Raw genomic sequence first — 17,153 nt, 5'->3', positions numbered from 1 at the left:
CGTGAGCCTCGTCATTCCGGCGCGATGCGTAGCATCGAAGCCGGAATGACACGTGGAGCTACGGCTGCTTCAGCTGCCCATGCTGACGGCCGAAATCTGCAGCCGCCGAATCCTGGCCGATCTCGACGATACCGCGGCGGATGGCGCGAGTGCGGGTGAAGTGATCGAACAGCGCCTCGCCGTCGCCGCGGCGGATCGCGCGGGTGAGCTTGGCGAGATCCTCGGTGAAGGTGCCGAGCATCTCCAGAACGGCGTCCTTGTTGGCGAGGAAGACGTCGCGCCACATCGTCGGATCGGAGGCCGCGATGCGGGTGAAGTCGCGGAAGCCGCCGGCGGAGAACTTGATGACTTCCGATTCCGTCACCTGCTGCAATTCGTCGGCGGTGCCGACGATGGTGTAGGCGATGAGATGCGGCAGATGGCTGGTGATCGCGAGCACGAGATCATGATGATCCGGCGTCATCACCTCGACCTTGGCGCCCATCGCCGCCCAGAACGCGCGCAGATGCGCGGTGGCCGCGGCGTCGGTGCCTTCCGGCGGCGTGAGAATGCACCAGCGATTGATGAAGAGCTCGGCGAAGCCGGAATCCGGCCCCGAGTGCTCGGTGCCCGCGACCGGGTGCGCCGGCACGAAATGGACATTCTTCGGCAGATGCGGCGCCATGTCCTTGACGATCGCGCCCTTGACCGAGCCGACGTCGGAGATAATAGCGCCGGGCTTGAGATGCGCCGCGATCTCCTGCGCCACCGGCCCGCAGGCGCCGACGGGAATGCAGAGGATGACGAGATCGGCATCCTTCACGGCTTCCGCATTGGTCGCCACGACATGGTCGACGATGCCGAGCTCCATCACCCGCGCGCGCGTCTTCTCCGAACGCGCGGTGGTGACGATCTCGGAAGCCAAGCCCTGGAGCTTCGCGGCGCGCGCGATCGAGCCGCCGATCAGACCGAAGCCGATCAGCGCGACGCGCTGGAAGTGCGGGTCCACGCTCATTTGCCGCCCATGAAGTCGCGCAAGGCCTCGACGACGAGGCGGTTGGCCTCCTCGGTGCCGATGGTCATGCGCAGCGCATGGTGCAGCCCGTAGTTCTTCAGCGCGCGCAGCACCAGGCCACGCTTGGTGAGGTAGGCATCGGCCGCGTACGAGGTCTTGCCTTCTTGCGGGAAATGGATCAGCACGAAATTGGCGACGCCCGGCGTCACCTTCAGCCCGAGCTTGGTGATCTCCTCGGTGAGCCAGTTGCGCCAGGTCTCGGTGAACTGCTTCGACATCGCCTGGTGCGCGGTATCCTCGATCGCGGCGACGGCGGCGTACATCGCCGGCGTCGACACGTTGAAGGGACCGCGGATGCGGTTGACCGCGTCGATGATGTGCTCGGGACCGAACATCCAGCCGATGCGCAGCGCGGCGAGGCCGTGGATCTTGGAGAAGGTGTGCGTCACCACCGTATTCTCGGTGGTGGCGACGAGCTCGATCCCCATCTCGTAGTCGTTGCGCGAGACGTAGTCGCAATAGGCGGCGTCCAGCACCAGCAGCACGTGCGAGGGCAGGCCGGCGCGCAGGCGCTTGACCTCGTCGAACGGGATATAGGTGCCGGTCGGATTGTTGGGGTTGGCGAGCCAGACCAGCTTGGTCCGCGGCGTCACCGCCTTGAGGATGGCGTCGACGTCGCAGGTCAGGTTCTTCTCCGCCGCGACCACGTTCTTGGCGCCGACCGCCATGGTCGCGATCGGGTAGACCAGGAAGCCATGCGTGGTCGAGATCGCCTCGTCGCCATGGCTGAGATAGGTGTGGGCGAGCAGATTGAGGATCTCGTCCGAGCCGGCGCCGCAGATGATTCGGTTGGGATCGAGCCCGAAAGAACGGCCGATCGCCTCGCGCAGCACGCGCGAGGTTCCCTCCGGATAGTCCTCCAAATGATCCGCGACGCGCTTGAAGGCCTCGATCGCCTTGGGCGAGGGTCCGAACGGCGTCTCGTTGGCCGAGAGCTTGAACACCTTGCGGCCCGGCTCGGCGACCGGGCTCTTGCCGGGCGTGTAGGGCGCAATATCGAGAATGCCGGGATTCGGCACGGGGCGGGACATCTTCAACTCCGGATAGGCTTTAGCGGTTCGCGACTTACGATTTCGACCCGGTCGGGGGCACCGTATAGCGCGTTGCGTGGCTGCCGACGAGGGCCGTGGAGCGCACCGAGGCCCCCGCGTCGATCAGGGCAGCCTTGATCGTGTCGATGCTGGTGGCGCTCGTGACCGAGACCAGCAGCGCCGCGCCGTCAAATGCGGTATCGGGCACCGCCACGATCTCGGTGAGCGGCGACAGCGCCCGCGCGACCTCGGCGTTCCACCCGGACACGCGCACGCTGAAGGTCTCGACCTCCGTCACCACGGCGCTGTCGGCGACGCGAGAGACGGCGAACACGGGCAGCGCGGCCGGATGATCGGCGCGCTCGACGAAGGGCAGCCGCGCGATGATCTTCGGCGCGCCGTCTGCTTCCAGCTCCAGCCACCATGGCGTGCGGCTCGAGGTCGCCGAGACCAGCGCCAGATCGCCTTTGGACTTCGCCACCGCCTCGACCGCGGCCTGCGCGCTGAAATGCGCGACATAAGGCACCGTGAAGCCGAAATGGAAGCGCACGGAATCGCGCATCGCCGGCTCGCTCACCGAGATGTCGGCATGCACCGAGAACGGCGCCTGGACATAGGTGAAGGTGGAGATGATGACGCGCCAGATGCTCTCGACCGTGTCGAGCGGCAGGATGCCGCGATGGCGCTGCACGATGTCACGCATCATCGAGGCCTCGCGCGCCGGGCGGAACGCCGAGCCGACCTCCTGGGTCTGCTTCACCTGGATCAGGCGGTCGATGATGTCGCCGCGCTGCATCAACAGGCGGTGCATGCCCTCGTCGATCGCGTCGATCTCCTTGCGCAATTCCTGGAGCGATGGTGGCGCGGGCGGACGTTGGGACATATCTGGCAAGGCTGTTGAGAGGCATTCCAATGCGGATCGGGCAAGGAGACTGGTAAGGCCGGATCCGCTGCGGTCAATGTCCTGATTAGGCAGTCAGGGCGGCGAAAGCAAAGAGAAATGACGGCCCATTGGGGCGCCAGGCGAGAGGCTATTTTGGTCAATCCGGACCGCGACTTGACGAAAACCGCCCAAGCCGGTAGGTTTTTGTCTGTTCCGTGGTCATTTGAGCCGGCCGGCTTGCAGCCACGTTAAAAAATTCGCTAAACAGGCCGGGGACGCTTTCGATCCCGGCCGAACCTATCGTTCAGGCCGGGTTTTTTATGGCCTGATGTCAGTCGCGATCTGAAGTCCGATCGCAAACGAGGTCGATGGTCAGAGATGGTTGGCGTCAAGTCTGTCCCCAGTCCCGCGATCAGTGCCGACGATCGGTCGCACGAGGTCGATCATCCGAGTTCAGAAGTCGCGCAGTTCGGCGCCGACCAGCCGCTGCGGCTCGATTGCGGCATCGATCTCACCCCGTTCCAGATCGCCTACAAGACCTATGGCAAGCTCAACGCCGATCGCTCCAACGCCATTCTGATCTGCCATGCGTTGACGCTCGATCAGCACGTCGCCAATGTGCATCCGCTGACCGGCAAGCCGGGTTGGTGGGAAATCATGGTTGGCCCCGGCCGCCCGCTCGATACCGACAAGTACTTCATCATCTGCTCGAACGTGATCGGCGGCTGTATGGGTTCGACCGGCCCGGCCTCGACCAATCCGGCGACCGGCAAGGTGTGGGGGCTGGATTTCCCGGTCATTACCATCCCCGACATGGTGCGGGCGCAGGCCATGCTGCTCGACCGCCTCGGCATCGACACGCTGCTCTGTGTTGTCGGGGGCTCGATGGGCGGCATGCAGGTGTTGCAATGGACCGCGGCTTATCCGGAACGCGTGTTCTCCGCGCTCCCGACCGCGTGCAGCACTCGCCACTCGGCGCAGAATATCGCTTTCCACGAACTCGGTCGGCAGGCGGTCATGGCCGATCCGGATTGGCACGGCGGTCGCTATGTCGATCAAGGGACGCAACCGCATCGCGGCCTTGCGGTGGCGCGGATGGCCGGGCATATCACCTATCTCTCGGACGCCGCGCTGCATCGCAAATTTGGCCGCCGCATGCAGGACCGCGAGCTGCCGACCTTCTCGTTCGACGCCGACTTCCAGGTCGAGTCCTATCTGCGCTACCAGGGCTCGTCCTTCGTCGAGCGCTTCGACGCCAACAGCTATCTTTATCTGACCCGCGCAATGGACTACTTCGATCTCGCGGCCGACCACGGCGGCGTGCTGGCAAAGGCGTTCGCCGGAGTCCAGACGCGTTTCTGCGTGGTCTCCTTTACCAGCGACTGGCTGTTTCCGACCTCGGAATCGCGCGCGCTGGTGCACGCGCTGAACGCGTCGAGCGCGCGGGTGTCGTTCGCCGAGATCGAGACCGATCGCGGCCACGATGCTTTCCTGCTCGACGTGCCCGAGTTCTTCGACATCTCGCGCGCCTTCCTGCAATCGGCAGGCAAGGCGCGCGGGCTCACGGGCAAGAATGACTGACAAGGACGGCTAGCGATGTCTGTACAGGAAGTGCTGCCGCTCAATGGCTTCGCTGCGGAGCAGTCCGGCCCATTTCGCGCCGATCATCTGTTGGTCGCCGAGATGGTCAAGCCGGGCTCGAAAGTGCTCGACGTCGGTTGCGGTGAGGGCGATCTGCTTCAGCTCTTGGAGACCCGCGGCATCGACGGCCGCGGCATCGAGCTGTCACGCGAGGGCGTCAACCGCTGCGTGGCAAAGGGCCTCGCGGTGGTGCAGGGCGATGCCGACACCGATCTCGTGAATTATCCGGACGATGCTTTCGACTACGTGATCCTGTCGCAGACACTGCAGGCAACGCGTCAGCCGAAGGTCGTGCTGGAGAATCTCCTGCGCATCGGCCGCCGTGCCATCGTGTCATTCCCGAATTTCGGCTTCTGGCGGATGCGGCTGCAGCTCCTGGTCGGCGGCCATATGCCGCGCACGGAGAATCTGCCGGCAAGCTGGTACGACACCGCCAACATCCATTTCTGCACCATCAAGGACTTCGTCGAGCTCTGCGACGCAATCCACGTCAAGATGGAGCGTGCCGAGGCGCTCGACCTCTACGGCCGCCCGCTGCGGCTGAGGCTGCCATGGTGGGTGTGGAATCTGTTCGGCGAGCAGGGCGTGTTTTTGCTGAGCCGCGGGCAGGGGAAGTAGTAGACCTCCGTCATTCCGGGGCGCGCGAGGCGCGAGCCCGGAATCCATCGTGCCGCAGCGTTTGTCGTGCAATGGATTCCGGGCCTGCGCCTATCGGGGCATCCCGGAATGACAGTCAATGCACCGCTAGCGACCGCGGATCGCGCACCGGCCAGCGGCCGGCTTCCACCAGCGTGACGAACCGCTCGACCGTCTCGTTGAACAGCGCGGGCTCCTCGAGGTTGAGTACGTGGCCCGACTTCGGAAACATCGCGAGGCCCGCTGCTGGAAGATGCTTCTTCAGAAACAGGCTCGCTCCGATACATGGATCGTCCTCGTCGCCGCAGATGATCAGTGCGGGCGTGGCCACGCCTCTGATCGCGTCCGTCATGGTGTAGATGGAGGGGCGGCCGCCCTGAAACCCGCGCATCGTGTTGGCTGAGCCTTTGGCGTCGTGCCGTGCCAGCGCGGCGTAGAAATCGGCGTCGCCGCGCGGGTCCTTGACCAGGAAGGGAATCCGGCTCGGCGCCTCGCGCGTGAATTTTGCGACTTCTGCTGATCCGAGCGTCTCGAATTGCTCGGCATTGGCGCGGCACTGCTTGCGCCAATTGTCGAGGTTCTCGATCTCCGAGCCCGAGCCGACGCCGGCGAGTGTCATCGACAGTGCGCGCTGCGGTGCGTTCAATCCGATCTGAAGCGAAGAGTAAGCGCCCATCGAGAGACCGACGAGATGCGCGTGCTCGATCTTGAGATGATCGAGCACCGCGAGCGCGTCGGTGTAGAAATGCTTGTAGGTGTAGACCTCGCCATCAGGCACGTCAGATGGCGTGTAGCCGCGCGCCGAGTAAGTGATGCAGCGGTGGCCGTGCGAGAAATAGCGCATCTGCGGCTCCCAATTGGTGTAGTCGGCCGCGAACTCGTGCAGAAAAAGTATCGGCGTTCCCTGACCCGCCTCTTCGAAATAGATGCGGACGTCGTCCCTGGTCGTGGCGTGGGGCATTTACCGTTTCCCTCTCTTCAAGCCGCATTCCGAGGATCGCAGTTAATGCTGTTGTCCGCAATGCGGCAGCTTCACACCAGCACTGACGCAAGATCATCGCAGCCATTCGCTGCTGCTGCGTCTTTTTCTCGCCACATCGGGCGGCTTAACGGCCTTATCGATGTCGGCCGTGCACGGGCCGACTGGGAAGTGGGGTGTCAACGAAGGATGAAGAATGTTCGAGTTGTTTGCGTCTCGCCTGTCGCGTTGTCTTGTCGCGCTGGCGATCTTCTTCGCGGCGGTTGCCGCGTTCGTTTCTCCGGCCTCAGCGCGGCCGCATCATCGTCATAGCGCAGAGCGGCACGCTTACGTGCATCACGCCAGACATCATCATTACCGTCACTATCGGCACCATGCCCGCAGCTCGCGCTTCGAGCGCAGCGCGGCGCAGTTACAGGCGAGCGGCTTTGCCGACACCCAGGCCAGCTACAATCCGAACGCCAATGTCGGCGGCATGGCCAACAACGGCATGGCCGCCAGCGGCGGCTTCGGTGGTGGGTCGGGCCTCGTGTCCGAGGCGCGCCGTTATATCGGCGGCAATCCGACGGGACGCGGCAGCCTGTGGTGCGCGCGCTTCATGAACATGGTGCTCCAACATACCGGCCATCAGGGCACGGGATCGGACATGGCGAGCTCGTTCGCGCGTTACGGCACGCGTGTCTCCGGCCCGCAGGTCGGCGCCATCGCGGTGATGTCGCGCGGCCGCCGCGGCGGTCATGTCGGCATCATCACCGGCATCGATGCGCAGGGGAATCCGATCATGATCTCCGGCAACAACGGCAACCGCGTCCGCGAGGCGCCGATCTCGCGCGGCCGGATCTATGCGTATGTGATGCCGAATTGAGGGAGTGACGGTACCGTAGGGTGGGCAAAGGCGCGCAAGCGTCGTGCCCACCAGCGGTGCGTCAACGTTCGAGAACCGAAATGGTGGGCACGCTATCGCTTTGCCCACCCTACGGCAGCTCAGCCTCGTCGCGAGCGAAGCGAAGCAATGACGGCGTGTGTCGAGCCGACGCCCGCTCACGCCAGCGTCGGCTCTTCCACCGCGACTGCATCACCCACGCCGATCTCGCCGTCCGCCACGACCTCGGCATAGATGCCGCAATCCATGTGGCCGAGATGGCGCGACAGCGTCGGGGGTATCTCGAGATCGCGCTGCGCAGTGTCCGGATCGACATTGGTGGCCGGGCAGCGCTTGATGCGCTTGACCACTTTCAGGCGTGCCTGTCCGATCGCGAGCGTCTGGCCGACCAGGTCGAGTTCGGACCAGGCCGGCCAGCCCTTCACGTAGAGATTGGCGCGGAAGCGCAGGGGATTGACGGCAACGCCACCGAGCATTGTCTCGATGGCGCGGACGCTGTTGAGATTGATGATCGACACGACCTTGCGGGCGACGTCGGAAAAGCTGTGGCCCGGGCCGGACAGGACTTTTGGCGGGCCCTTCAGCTCCGGCTGAAAATTCTCCCTGAAGTAGCCCTCGATCGCGGCGCGCCCCGCCGCGGTCTCGAGATCGCCGCTGGCGACGATCTGGCCGTCCTTGCGAATGGTGAGGCTGTTGGTCGCGTCCTCGAAACGGCTGTCGAGGGAGGCCAGCCGCTCATTGCGGGCCAGCATCAGAAACTGGATTTTCGGCTTCCACTCCGGAGCCTCGGGATCGAATCCGCTCGGGCCGTTCTCGATGGCGTAGCGGCGGTCGGCGGGGAGGGTCTCGCCTCGCCGTACGGGGACCCGCGCCAGGGGTTCCGGCGTCAGGCCCTTGATGGGGTAGCGGTAGAGGTCGGTGATTTCGGCGGTCTGGCTGGCTGTCATGCCGCTAATTAAGGGATTCGGCTGGCCCGTGCCAAGCAGGCCGTTCAGCGCACGAAATTGTGAACGCGCCTCTTCCGATCCGAAGGCGCGCTTCCCACATCTGGGTCAGGCCGGCGCCAGCGTCGGCTGATAACGACCGCTTGATGCGTTGAGGAACGTCAACGTATCAAGCGGAAACCCAATGAAGATGCCGTTTGGGGTGCCTTAGAGGGCCCCAAGGGCAGGCCGAGGGAAAGAAAAGACATGAATATCGACAAATATACCGAACGCTCCAGGGGCTTCGTCCAGTCCGCGCAGTCACTTGCGGTGCGCGAGGGGCACCAGCAGTTTTCGACCCTGCACGTGCTGAAAGTGCTGTTGGACGACAATGAGGGCCTGGCGTCCGGTCTGATTGACCGCGCCGGCGGCAATTCCCGTGCGATTCTGAAGGCGACCGAGGACGCCCTTAACAAGGTGCCGAAAGTTTCTGGCGGCGGTGCCGGCCAGATATATCTGGCGCCCGAGCTCGCCCGCACCTTCGACACGGCCGAAAAGGCCGGCGAGAAGGCCGGCGACAGTTTCGTCACCGTTGAGCGGTTGCTGCTCGGTCTCACGCTGGAGAAGACCAGCGAGGCCGGCACGATCCTCGCCAAGGGCGGCGTCACCCCGCAAAATCTCAACGCCGCGATCGAGGCGCTGCGCAAGGGCCGCACCGCGGATTCCGCGACGGCCGAGAACGCCTATGACGCACTGAAGAAATATGCCCGCGACCTGACCCAGGCTGCGCGGGACGGCAAGCTCGACCCGGTCATCGGCCGCGACGAGGAGATCCGCCGCACGATCCAGGTGCTCTCGCGCCGGACCAAGAACAATCCCGTCCTGATCGGCGAGCCCGGCGTCGGCAAGACTGCCATCGCCGAGGGCCTCGCGCTGCGCATCGTCAATGGCGACGTGCCCGAGAGCCTCCAGGACAAGAAGCTGCTGTCGCTCGACCTGGGCGCACTGATTGCGGGTGCAAAATACCGCGGTGAGTTCGAGGAGCGGCTGAAGGCGGTGCTCCAGGAAGTCACCGCGAGCGACGGCAATTTCATCCTGTTCATCGACGAGATGCACACGCTGATTGGCGCCGGCAAGGGCGATGGCGCGATGGACGCCTCCAACCTGCTCAAGCCCGCGCTTGCGCGCGGCGAACTGCACTGCATCGGAGCGACCACGCTGGACGAGTACCGCAAGCATGTCGAGAAGGATGCGGCGCTGGCGCGGCGTTTCCAGCCGATCTTCGTCAGCGAGCCCTCGGTCGAGGACACCATCTCGATCCTGCGCGGCCTGAAGGACAAGTACGAACAGCACCACGGCGTGCGGATCACCGATTCCGCGCTCGTGGCAGCGACGACGCTGTCCAACCGCTACATCACCGACCGCTTCCTGCCCGACAAGGCGATCGACCTCATGGACGAGGCGGCTGCGCGGCTGAAGATGCAAGTCGATTCCAAGCCGGAAGAGCTGGATTCGCTCGACCGCGAGATCATACGGCTCAAGATCGAGCAGGAGGCCCTCAAGAAGGAAAGCGATCTCGGCTCCAAGACCCGTCTCGAGGCACTCCAGAAGGAGCTGGCCGAGCTCGAGGAGAAATCCGCGGCGCTCACCGCGCGCTGGAGCTCGGAAAAGAGCAAGCTCTCCGACGCCCAGAAGCTCAAATCCGAGCTCGACGCCTTGCGCGTCGATCTCGCCGATGCGCAGCGGCGCGGCGAATTCCAGAAGGCCGGCGAGCTGGCCTATGGCCGGATCCCGCAACTCGAGAAACAGCTTGCGGACATCGAGGCGCGTGAAGGCTCCGGCGAGATGATGGAGGAGGCGGTCACCGCCAACCACATCGCGCAGGTGGTCTCGCGCTGGACCGGCGTGCCCGTCGACAAGATGCTGGAGGGCGAGAAAGAGAAGCTCCTGAAGATGGAGGAGCAGCTCGGACAGCGCGTCGTCGGCCAGGCTGAGGCCGTGCGGGCGGTCGCGACCGCCGTGCGCCGTTCGCGCGCAGGCCTGCAGGACCCGAACCGGCCGACCGGCTCGTTCATGTTCCTGGGGCCGACCGGCGTCGGCAAGACCGAGCTGACCAAGGCGCTCGCCGAATATCTCTTCAACGACGAGACCGCGATGGTCCGCCTCGACATGTCCGAATACATGGAGAAGCATTCGGTCTCGCGGCTGATCGGCGCGCCTCCGGGCTATGTCGGTTATGACGAGGGCGGCGCGCTCACCGAAGCGGTGCGGCGCCGGCCTTACCAGGTCGTGCTGTTCGACGAGATCGAGAAAGCGCATCCGGATGTTTTCAACGTCCTGTTGCAGGTGCTCGACGACGGCCGGCTGACCGATGGCCAGGGCCGTACCGTCGATTTCCGCAACACGCTGATCATCATGACCTCGAACCTCGGTTCGGAATTCCTGGTGAATCAACCCGAGGGCGAAGACACTTCTGCCGTGCGTGAGCAGGTGATGGGGATGGTGCGCGGACATTTCCGCCCCGAATTCCTGAACCGCGTCGACGAGATCATCCTGTTCCACCGCTTGCAGAGGAGCGAGATGGGCCGGATCGTCGAGATCCAGTTCGCGCGGCTGCAGAAGCTGCTGACCGATCGCAAGATCGTTCTGACGCTCGACGCTTCGGGGCGCGACTGGCTCGCTGCCAAGGGTTGGGATCCCGCCTACGGCGCCCGCCCGTTGAAGCGGGTGGTCCAGCGCTATCTTCAGGATCCGCTCGCGGAGATGATCCTGGCCGGCGATGTCCGGGATGGCGACAATGTCGCGATCTCGTCTGAAGGCAATGTGCTGACCTTCAACGGCAAGGCGCCGCAGACCGCGGAAATCGCCCAATTCGAGGCGCCGTTGTCGAAGCGCAAGCTGAACTGATCATCGGCGTGCACCGCTAGATAAAATCGCCCCGGAGAGGTCATTCTCTCCGGGGCGAATTGTTTGGTCGGGCCTATTGGCTAGCTGACTAGAGAGACGGAGCCGGGGGATGCTGGCCCTTCCTCGTCGCCGTCCTGTTCGAGTTCCGACAGAATGTCCACGAGCTCGCGCACACGGCCACGCGCGAGCGGACGGAGATCGTTGATCATGGGCTCGTCATTGGCGAGCCAGGCCTGGGCTTCGGCGAGTTCCTCGACGGTCGCGCCGGTTCCGATGATCTGTGCAATCGTGACGTCGTCAGCTCCGCTGACGGCCTTGGTGACGTCGTCGCGTGAGAGGTGCGGCATGGTCGTTCTCCTCGTGGCGGACTCGCACCGATCAATCGTGAAGATCGCCTAACAGTTCCACCGGTCCAGCTGGCCATTTGTGCCATTCGATTTAATGAAACTGTCGCCATGAACCGGGATTGCCCCAATACATAGGTTCGCCGCCAAGTGCTGCAATTCAAGTGCTGCGATCAAGTGCTAAGATCCGTGGTGATTGATCAGTGCCAGCACAATCGTCGTCGGCGAAGCCTGCTCATAGCCAGCTCAGGATATCGCCATGAAACGAGATCTCGTCGCTCCCAAACATCCTGTCTTCGACGAGCTTCATCCCAAGATCTACGCGGCCGCAGCCGGCCTTGTCGCTTGGTTCGCGCTGATGGCCTGGGTGCTGTTCGACCGCAGCAGTGATGTCAGCCTGTCCCTCGGCTTGGTCACGTTGCTGTTCGTGGTCGCGATCCTGCTGCCGTGGACATTGTCGCGGGTCTGGAGGAGGTATCGGATGCCGTATGAACCGCACCTCCGGCCGATGTCGCTGCACGACTGGGAGGCTGGAGAATTCAAGGTTTGGGGCGCAAAACTTCGCGGTTCCCATGCTGCGATCGACGTCCTGTTGCCGCTGATGGCCGTATCGCTCGGCCTGACGGCGATCGGGATCGTCTTTGTGATCGTGCGGGCGTCGGTCCTCTCCTAAAGCATGATCCGGAAAAGTGTGAAGCGGTTTTCCCTCGCGACAAACGCGGAACGCGTTTGCGCGGGGATCATGCTCAAACAATAACCTAAAGCGCGATGACGATTCATCCTAATCTCATCGCGCTTTAGCGCTCCGCGATCAGTGGTTGCCGATCCGGGAGTGCCGAGGGAACATTCGCATCCCCGCCCCGGCCGCGCGTAGCGCGGACGGGGCGTCGTCTGCTATCGGCTTGCCGTCAGCCGCGGCGGGTTCTGCGACATCATCCAGAGTTCGACTGCAGCCAGCACGGCCACAAGGATGCCGACCACAACGTGCACCGTCATTGCCGTCTTGGCGCCGTGGAAGCCGAGCACCCAGGGTGCTACCAGCGTCCACAGACCGACGATCAGGTTGAGCCACTCTTCCCACACCGCGAAGGCTGCAAGCGCCGCGATCGCCAGCACGGCAATCACGATGCCTGCGATATACGCGTTCTGGGAGGCGGCTCCGGCGTCGAAACCGAATATCCAGGGCGACAGGAACAGAAACGCGCCGAGGATCAGGTTTGCGACGTCGCAGAATTTTGCGTTCGTCCAATTTTCCATGACAATCCTCCGTCAGGCCCCTGCCTCGTGACGAAACAACCGGGCCGCAGTCCGCTAGGTTCCCTGTGGTTCCAGGAAAATTGAATTGAAAAAGCAGGAAATTAGCCTGGGACGGGCGCGGCAGTCGCTACCGGTTGCTGACCTGGAGCGGGCCGCCGGTGGCGTCCGACATGCGGGCGATGGCGCCGTTGCGGCCGCTCATCATGCCGTCGAGGCGATCGCGCTCCTTCTCGAAGCCCGTCATCATCGGGCCTTCCAGCGAGCGGCCGCGCGGCAGCTTCACGCGCAGCGGATCGACGAAGCGGCCGTTGACCAGGATTTCATAGTGGACGTGCGGGCCGGTTGACGCGCCGGTCGAACCGACGAAGCCAATGACCTGGCCCTGCCGCACCTTCTTGCCGGCCTCCATGCCCTTGGCAAAGGCCGACAAATGGCCATAGCCCGTCTCGTAGCCGTTGTTATGCTTGATGCGGACATATTTGCCGTAACCGCCCTCGAGCTCGGCTTTCTCGATCACGCCGTTACCGGCGGCGAAGATCGGCGTGCCGTAGGCGGTGGCCCAATCGACGCCGGTGTGCATCCTCACATAACCGAGGATCGGATGGCGGCGACCGCCGAAACCGGAGCGCATGATGGCGGTGTTGACGGGCTTGCGCACCAGAAACTTCTTCGCGCTCTTGCCGGTCTCGTCATAGTAGTCGACGACGCCGTCGTCGGGGCTCAGGTAGCGATAGTATTTCTTGGTCTCGCCGCCGACCGTGAGCGAGGCAAACAGCACGTCGTTCTTTTCGGTCGCGGTCACGCCTTCGTCTTCGCCGGCGTAGAACACGTCGAAGGAATCGCCAGGCTGCACCTTGCGCTGGAAATCGACGTCGTAGGAGTAGATCTTGATCATGTCGTCGATGACAGGCATCGGCACTTTGTTGCGCATCGCGGTCTCGTAGATGCTCTGGTAGAGCCGCACGCCGGTGCCGTCGTCATCATCCTCGTCGTCGCTGTTGGCGTTTGCGGTCGCGTCGGCGACGGTGTTCATGCTGGAGACGTCGACCGCGACGTATTTGCCGATATCCGACAGCGCAGCGATGGCCTGCACCGTGGTGTCGTTGGCGACGACGACCCGGAACGGCTGGAGCCGTGCGCCGGGGCTTGCGGGCGCCATCAGGATGCGAAGCTTTTCGCCTTCCTTCAGTCCGCCGTCGCGGCCGCGCGGGCCGAGCGTCGCGGCGATCGCCTTGATCTCCTCCGGCGTGGCGCCGAGGTCGCGCAAGACGGAAGCGACGCTGTCGCCCTTCTTGACCAGGTGGACGCGCTCGCCGTTCGGATTGCCGCCGGTGATCTGCTCCTTGGTCTTGGGCAGCAGCGTGACGTTTTCCGGCACCACGCGGGTCTCGAAACCGGCATAGGGATCGGACGGCGACACTTCGGTGGCGTAGGCCATCTTCATGTCGGACGGGCCGGTCGCGCCGGAGACGTCGGCGGTGGCATTGGCGAGCGAAGCGTAGCGCACCCCGCCATTGCCGCGCCAATTGGCGGCATCGCGCACCCGCATCAGGATGTCGTCGAGCGCCACCACCGCGGAAATCTTGGCCTTCGGCAGCACCGGCGAGAGATCCTTGGTGACGAAGGAGACCTCGGCGTCGGGCTCGACAGCTTCAGGATTGTTCGGATCGTCGGCGGCAGTCTTCGGATCGGAGCCGACGTCGGTGAGCAGACGCTGCGCGTTGAACGGCGGGATTTTCGCCGACAGGTCGCTCGTCGTCATCGACAGATTGCCGGCGATCCGGATGAAGGGGCGCACGCGCATCACGTCGCGGTTGCCGACGCGGGCGACCGTCGAGACGCGCACGATGTTGCGTGAGGCGGTGGAGTCGTTCGGCGGCGGCAGCCGGTCGCTCTTGTGCAGCGTGGCGGCGCGATCGGCGGCGCCGAATGCACCGCGCAGCGCGCCTTCGACCCGCTCCGGCACCTTGGCGAAGGTCATTTCGCCGTCGAGAGATGCGAAAACGGCGCCGCCGATCAGGGCTGCGCCGCAGAGTCCGGTCAGAATTGTGCCGCTGAACCATTGCACCGAGACACGACGGCGGTCGATGACGGCGGCCTCGGAACCATCGACGGAAAGCGGCGGCTCGTGGCCGAGATCGATGATCCCGGTCTCATGCCCGTAAGCGCCGCGTGACGTCCTTTGGTTCAACCCAAGTCCCCCAATCAACGACCCGAGATCCCTTGCTTCGCGCCTTTCCCTGGTCGCCCTCTTGCAGGGGGATCGCGGAAAAAGCCGTGCCGCACAGGTGCTCGCGCTCAGAAGGCCCCGATCGGGGCCCGGCCGAAATTACGAACAGCAAGGCAGGTGAAGGTCTCTCGATGTCTTGCGAATGTCCGAAGAAGGCCGCGTCATCATCAGATCGCCTTCTCTGAACCCCATGAAAATCGCAGGCAGCCCCCACTGGCATCCCGCGATTCAAGCTTGTCTCATACCAGAACGCCGCGGGATTGTGGCTCTAGTACGGCGCCCTCTATGGAAAAAGTTTCCTGAACGGCCGGGCGCGAGGGTCTCAGGGAGAGGGGCGCCCCAAGCCGGTTCCGGGCCCCCTGCCGGGCCGGCTCCGGAGCCCCTCCCGAGCCCACTGGAGCCCAAACTTTTTTCAGATTTTTTACCCAGCGCCGTCGCCTCGCCGAACCCGCGGCTTTCTAATCGCCTGGAATCACTAGATTATTTTCGACAATCCACTGTGCGACGATTTGTTGACGATGGGCGTTGACAATCCCCGGCGGGGGGGCCTATAACCCGACCACTGAGCGCGGCGCCGCCGGGTCACTGACCAAGGCGAGCGAACGCGCCACTGATGCTCCTCACCTTGTTGAGTGCACAACAGCCGACACAAATCGGTTGGAGTTCATTCGTCGTCGGTAAGGGTGTCGGAACCCTTCCACTCTGGAAGGTTGGGGCCTCCTGGTCCCGGGCTGTTTGACAAGTGAAGATGAAGAAAGAGAAACGTGGACGGCGGAGTCCTTGCGGGTCTCGCTTCTGGAAAGCTTCGGCTTTTCTGATCGAGACCGGACGAAAGACTTCGGCGGTACACGTTTCAAAGGAAACACCATCGTTGCCAGCGATGTGAATCGCAGGCAGCACATCGATTTCGGTCGATGAAAAAATGGTGGGACCTCGTCAAACGTTGTGATCAGCCGGTTCAAAGTTCAAGTCCAACTTGAGAGTTTGATCCTGGCTCAGAGCGAACGCTGGCGGCAGGCTTAACACATGCAAGTCGAGCGGGCGTAGCAATACGTCAGCGGCAGACGGGTGAGTAACGCGTGGGAACATACCTTTTGGTTCGGAACAACACAGGGAAACTTGTGCTAATACCGGATAAGCCCTTACGGGGAAAGATTTATCGCCGAAAGATTGGCCCGCGTCTGATTAGCTAGTTGGTAGGGTAATGGCCTACCAAGGCGACGATCAGTAGCTGGTCTGAGAGGATGATCAGCCACATTGGGACTGAGACACGGCCCAAACTCCTACGGGAGGCAGCAGTGGGGAATATTGGACAATGGGGGCAACCCTGATCCAGCCATGCCGCGTGAGTGATGAAGGCCCTAGGGTTGTAAAGCTCTTTTGTGCGGGAAGATAATGACGGTACCGCAAGAATAAGCCCCGGCTAACTTCGTGCCAGCAGCCGCGGTAATACGAAGGGGGCTAGCGTTGCTCGGAATCACTGGGCGTAAAGGGTGCGTAGGCGGGTTTTTAAGTCAGGGGTGAAATCCTGGAGCTCAACTCCAGAACTGCCTTTGATACTGAAGATCTTGAGTCCGGGAGAGGTGAGTGGAACTGCGAGTGTAGAGGTGAAATTCGTAGATATTCGCAAGAACACCAGTGGCGAAGGCGGCTCACTGGCCCGGTACTGACGCTGAGGCACGAAAGCGTGGGGAGCAAACAGGATTAGATACCCTGGTAGTCCACGCCGTAAACGATGAATGCCAGCCGTTAGTGGGTTTACTCACTAGTGGCGCAGCTAACGCTTTAAGCATTCCGCCTGGGGAGTACGGTCGCAAGATTAAAACTCAAAGGAATTGACGGGGGCCCGCACAAGCGGTGGAGCATGTGGTTTAATTCGACGCAACGCGCAGAACCTTACCAGCCCTTGACATGTCCAGGACCGGTCGCAGAGATGTGACCTTCTCTTCGGAGCCTGGAACACAGGTGCTGCATGGCTGTCGTCAGCTCGTGTCGTGAGATGTTGGGTTAAGTCCCGCAACGAGCGCAACCCCCGTCCTTAGTTGCTACCATTTAGTTGAGCACTCTAAGGAGACTGCCGGTGATAAGCCGCGAGGAAGGTGGGGATGACGTCAAGTCCTCATGGCCCTTACGGGCTGGGCTACACACGTGCTACAATGGCGGTGACAATGGGATGCTAAGGGGCGACCCTTCGCAAATCTCAAAAAGCCGTCTCAGTTCGGATTGGGCTCTGCAACTCGAGCCCATGAAGTTGGAATCGCTAGTAATCGTGGATCAGCACGCCACGGTGAATACGTTCCCGGGCCTTGTACACACCGCCCGTCACACCATGGGAGTTGGTTTTACCTGAAGACGGTGCGCTAACCAGCAATGGAGGCAGCCGGC

General features: G+C 63.1%; 13 protein-coding genes, 1 rRNA gene and 1 riboswitch (1 of these 15 only partly in view). Of the genes, 6 read left to right on the top strand and 8 right to left on the bottom strand.

Features of this window, described 5'->3' with window-relative positions; all coding sequences use genetic code 11:
- Positions 1 to 58 precede the first annotated feature (58 nt).
- Genes YUA_RS0110255 through YUA_RS0110245 form a run of 3 tightly spaced genes read right to left on the bottom strand, consistent with a single transcriptional unit; the run spans position 59 to position 2,968 of the window.
- Entirely contained in the window at positions 59 to 994 is a 936-nt protein-coding gene (locus YUA_RS0110255) for a prephenate/arogenate dehydrogenase family protein (RefSeq protein ID WP_027530599.1), read from the bottom strand.
- Positions 991 to 2,085 carry a histidinol-phosphate transaminase gene (gene hisC, locus YUA_RS0110250; protein WP_027530598.1) on the bottom strand — a complete coding sequence of 365 codons (1,095 nt, stop codon included), beginning with the start codon at positions 2,083 to 2,085 and terminating at the stop codon, positions 991 to 993. Before hisC ends, YUA_RS0110255 begins: the two co-directional genes overlap by 4 nt.
- A 34-nt stretch (positions 2,086 to 2,119) precedes the next feature.
- Entirely contained in the window at positions 2,120 to 2,968 is an 849-nt protein-coding gene (locus tag YUA_RS0110245) for a chorismate mutase (RefSeq protein ID WP_027530597.1), read from the bottom strand.
- Between the two features lie 205 nt (positions 2,969 to 3,173).
- A riboswitch (SAM riboswitch) is annotated at positions 3,174 to 3,253 on the top strand.
- Positions 3,254 to 3,346: 93 nt separating this feature from the next.
- On the opposite strand from YUA_RS0110245, the gene YUA_RS0110240 reads away from it, so the two are divergent.
- Both YUA_RS0110240 and metW read left to right on the top strand, forming a co-directional pair.
- Positions 3,347 to 4,549, top strand: coding sequence for a homoserine O-acetyltransferase (locus YUA_RS0110240; RefSeq protein WP_027530596.1), 1,203 nt, complete (start codon positions 3,347 to 3,349; stop codon positions 4,547 to 4,549).
- Between the two features lie 15 nt (positions 4,550 to 4,564).
- A complete protein-coding gene (metW, locus tag YUA_RS0110235) occupies positions 4,565 to 5,227 on the top strand; it encodes a methionine biosynthesis protein MetW (RefSeq protein ID WP_027530595.1) in 663 nt (220 codons plus the stop codon).
- Positions 5,228 to 5,342: 115 nt separating this feature from the next.
- Here metW and YUA_RS0110230 read toward each other — a convergent pair whose 3' ends face one another.
- Complete coding sequence (locus tag YUA_RS0110230; protein ID WP_027530594.1) at positions 5,343 to 6,206, bottom strand: alpha/beta fold hydrolase; 864 nt, start codon at positions 6,204 to 6,206, stop codon at positions 5,343 to 5,345.
- Positions 6,207 to 6,420: 214 nt separating this feature from the next.
- Here YUA_RS0110230 and YUA_RS0110225 point away from each other — a divergent pair, with 214 nt between their 5' ends.
- Positions 6,421 to 7,089: a TIGR02594 family protein gene (locus YUA_RS0110225; protein ID WP_027530593.1), complete on the top strand. Its 669-nt coding sequence runs from the start codon at positions 6,421 to 6,423 to the stop codon at positions 7,087 to 7,089.
- A gap of 176 nt (positions 7,090 to 7,265) precedes the next feature.
- Here the strand turns inward: YUA_RS0110225 and YUA_RS0110220 are convergent, their stop codons facing one another.
- Positions 7,266 to 8,054, bottom strand: coding sequence for an MOSC domain-containing protein (locus tag YUA_RS0110220; RefSeq protein ID WP_027530592.1), 789 nt, complete (start codon positions 8,052 to 8,054; stop codon positions 7,266 to 7,268).
- A gap of 243 nt (positions 8,055 to 8,297) precedes the next feature.
- On the opposite strand from YUA_RS0110220, the gene clpB reads away from it, so the two are divergent.
- The gene (gene clpB / locus YUA_RS0110215) at positions 8,298 to 10,937 is read left to right on the top strand and encodes an ATP-dependent chaperone ClpB (protein ID WP_027530591.1); all 2,640 of its coding nucleotides are present in this window, start codon (positions 8,298 to 8,300) and stop codon (positions 10,935 to 10,937) included.
- A gap of 80 nt (positions 10,938 to 11,017) precedes the next feature.
- Here clpB and YUA_RS0110210 read toward each other — a convergent pair whose 3' ends face one another.
- Positions 11,018 to 11,284 (bottom strand): hypothetical protein, encoded by a 267-nt coding sequence (locus YUA_RS0110210; protein WP_027530590.1) that lies wholly within the window; start codon positions 11,282 to 11,284, stop codon positions 11,018 to 11,020.
- Between the two features lie 256 nt (positions 11,285 to 11,540).
- On the opposite strand from YUA_RS0110210, the gene YUA_RS0110205 reads away from it, so the two are divergent.
- The gene (locus YUA_RS0110205; RefSeq protein WP_027530589.1) at positions 11,541 to 11,954 is read left to right on the top strand and encodes a hypothetical protein; all 414 of its coding nucleotides are present in this window, start codon (positions 11,541 to 11,543) and stop codon (positions 11,952 to 11,954) included.
- Between the two features lie 221 nt (positions 11,955 to 12,175).
- Here the strand turns inward: YUA_RS0110205 and YUA_RS0110200 are convergent, their stop codons facing one another.
- Together YUA_RS0110200 and YUA_RS0110195 are read right to left on the bottom strand one after the other, a co-directional pair.
- Positions 12,176 to 12,538: an SPW repeat protein gene (locus YUA_RS0110200; protein ID WP_027530588.1), complete on the bottom strand. Its 363-nt coding sequence runs from the start codon at positions 12,536 to 12,538 to the stop codon at positions 12,176 to 12,178.
- A 127-nt stretch (positions 12,539 to 12,665) separates the two neighbouring features.
- Positions 12,666 to 14,729 (bottom strand): M23 family metallopeptidase, encoded by a 2,064-nt coding sequence (locus YUA_RS0110195; RefSeq protein WP_027530587.1) that lies wholly within the window; start codon positions 14,727 to 14,729, stop codon positions 12,666 to 12,668.
- A 1,011-nt stretch (positions 14,730 to 15,740) separates the two neighbouring features.
- Between YUA_RS0110195 and YUA_RS0110190 the strand changes: the two genes are divergently transcribed.
- A 16S ribosomal RNA gene (locus YUA_RS0110190) occupies positions 15,741 to 17,153 on the top strand; it runs 76 nt beyond the window's last position.

This window comes from Bradyrhizobium sp. WSM3983, assembly GCF_000473045.1.
In the GTDB taxonomy this organism is placed as follows: Bacteria; Pseudomonadota; Alphaproteobacteria; order Rhizobiales; family Xanthobacteraceae; genus Bradyrhizobium.
This window is presented reverse-complemented; position numbering and strand designations above follow the sequence as displayed.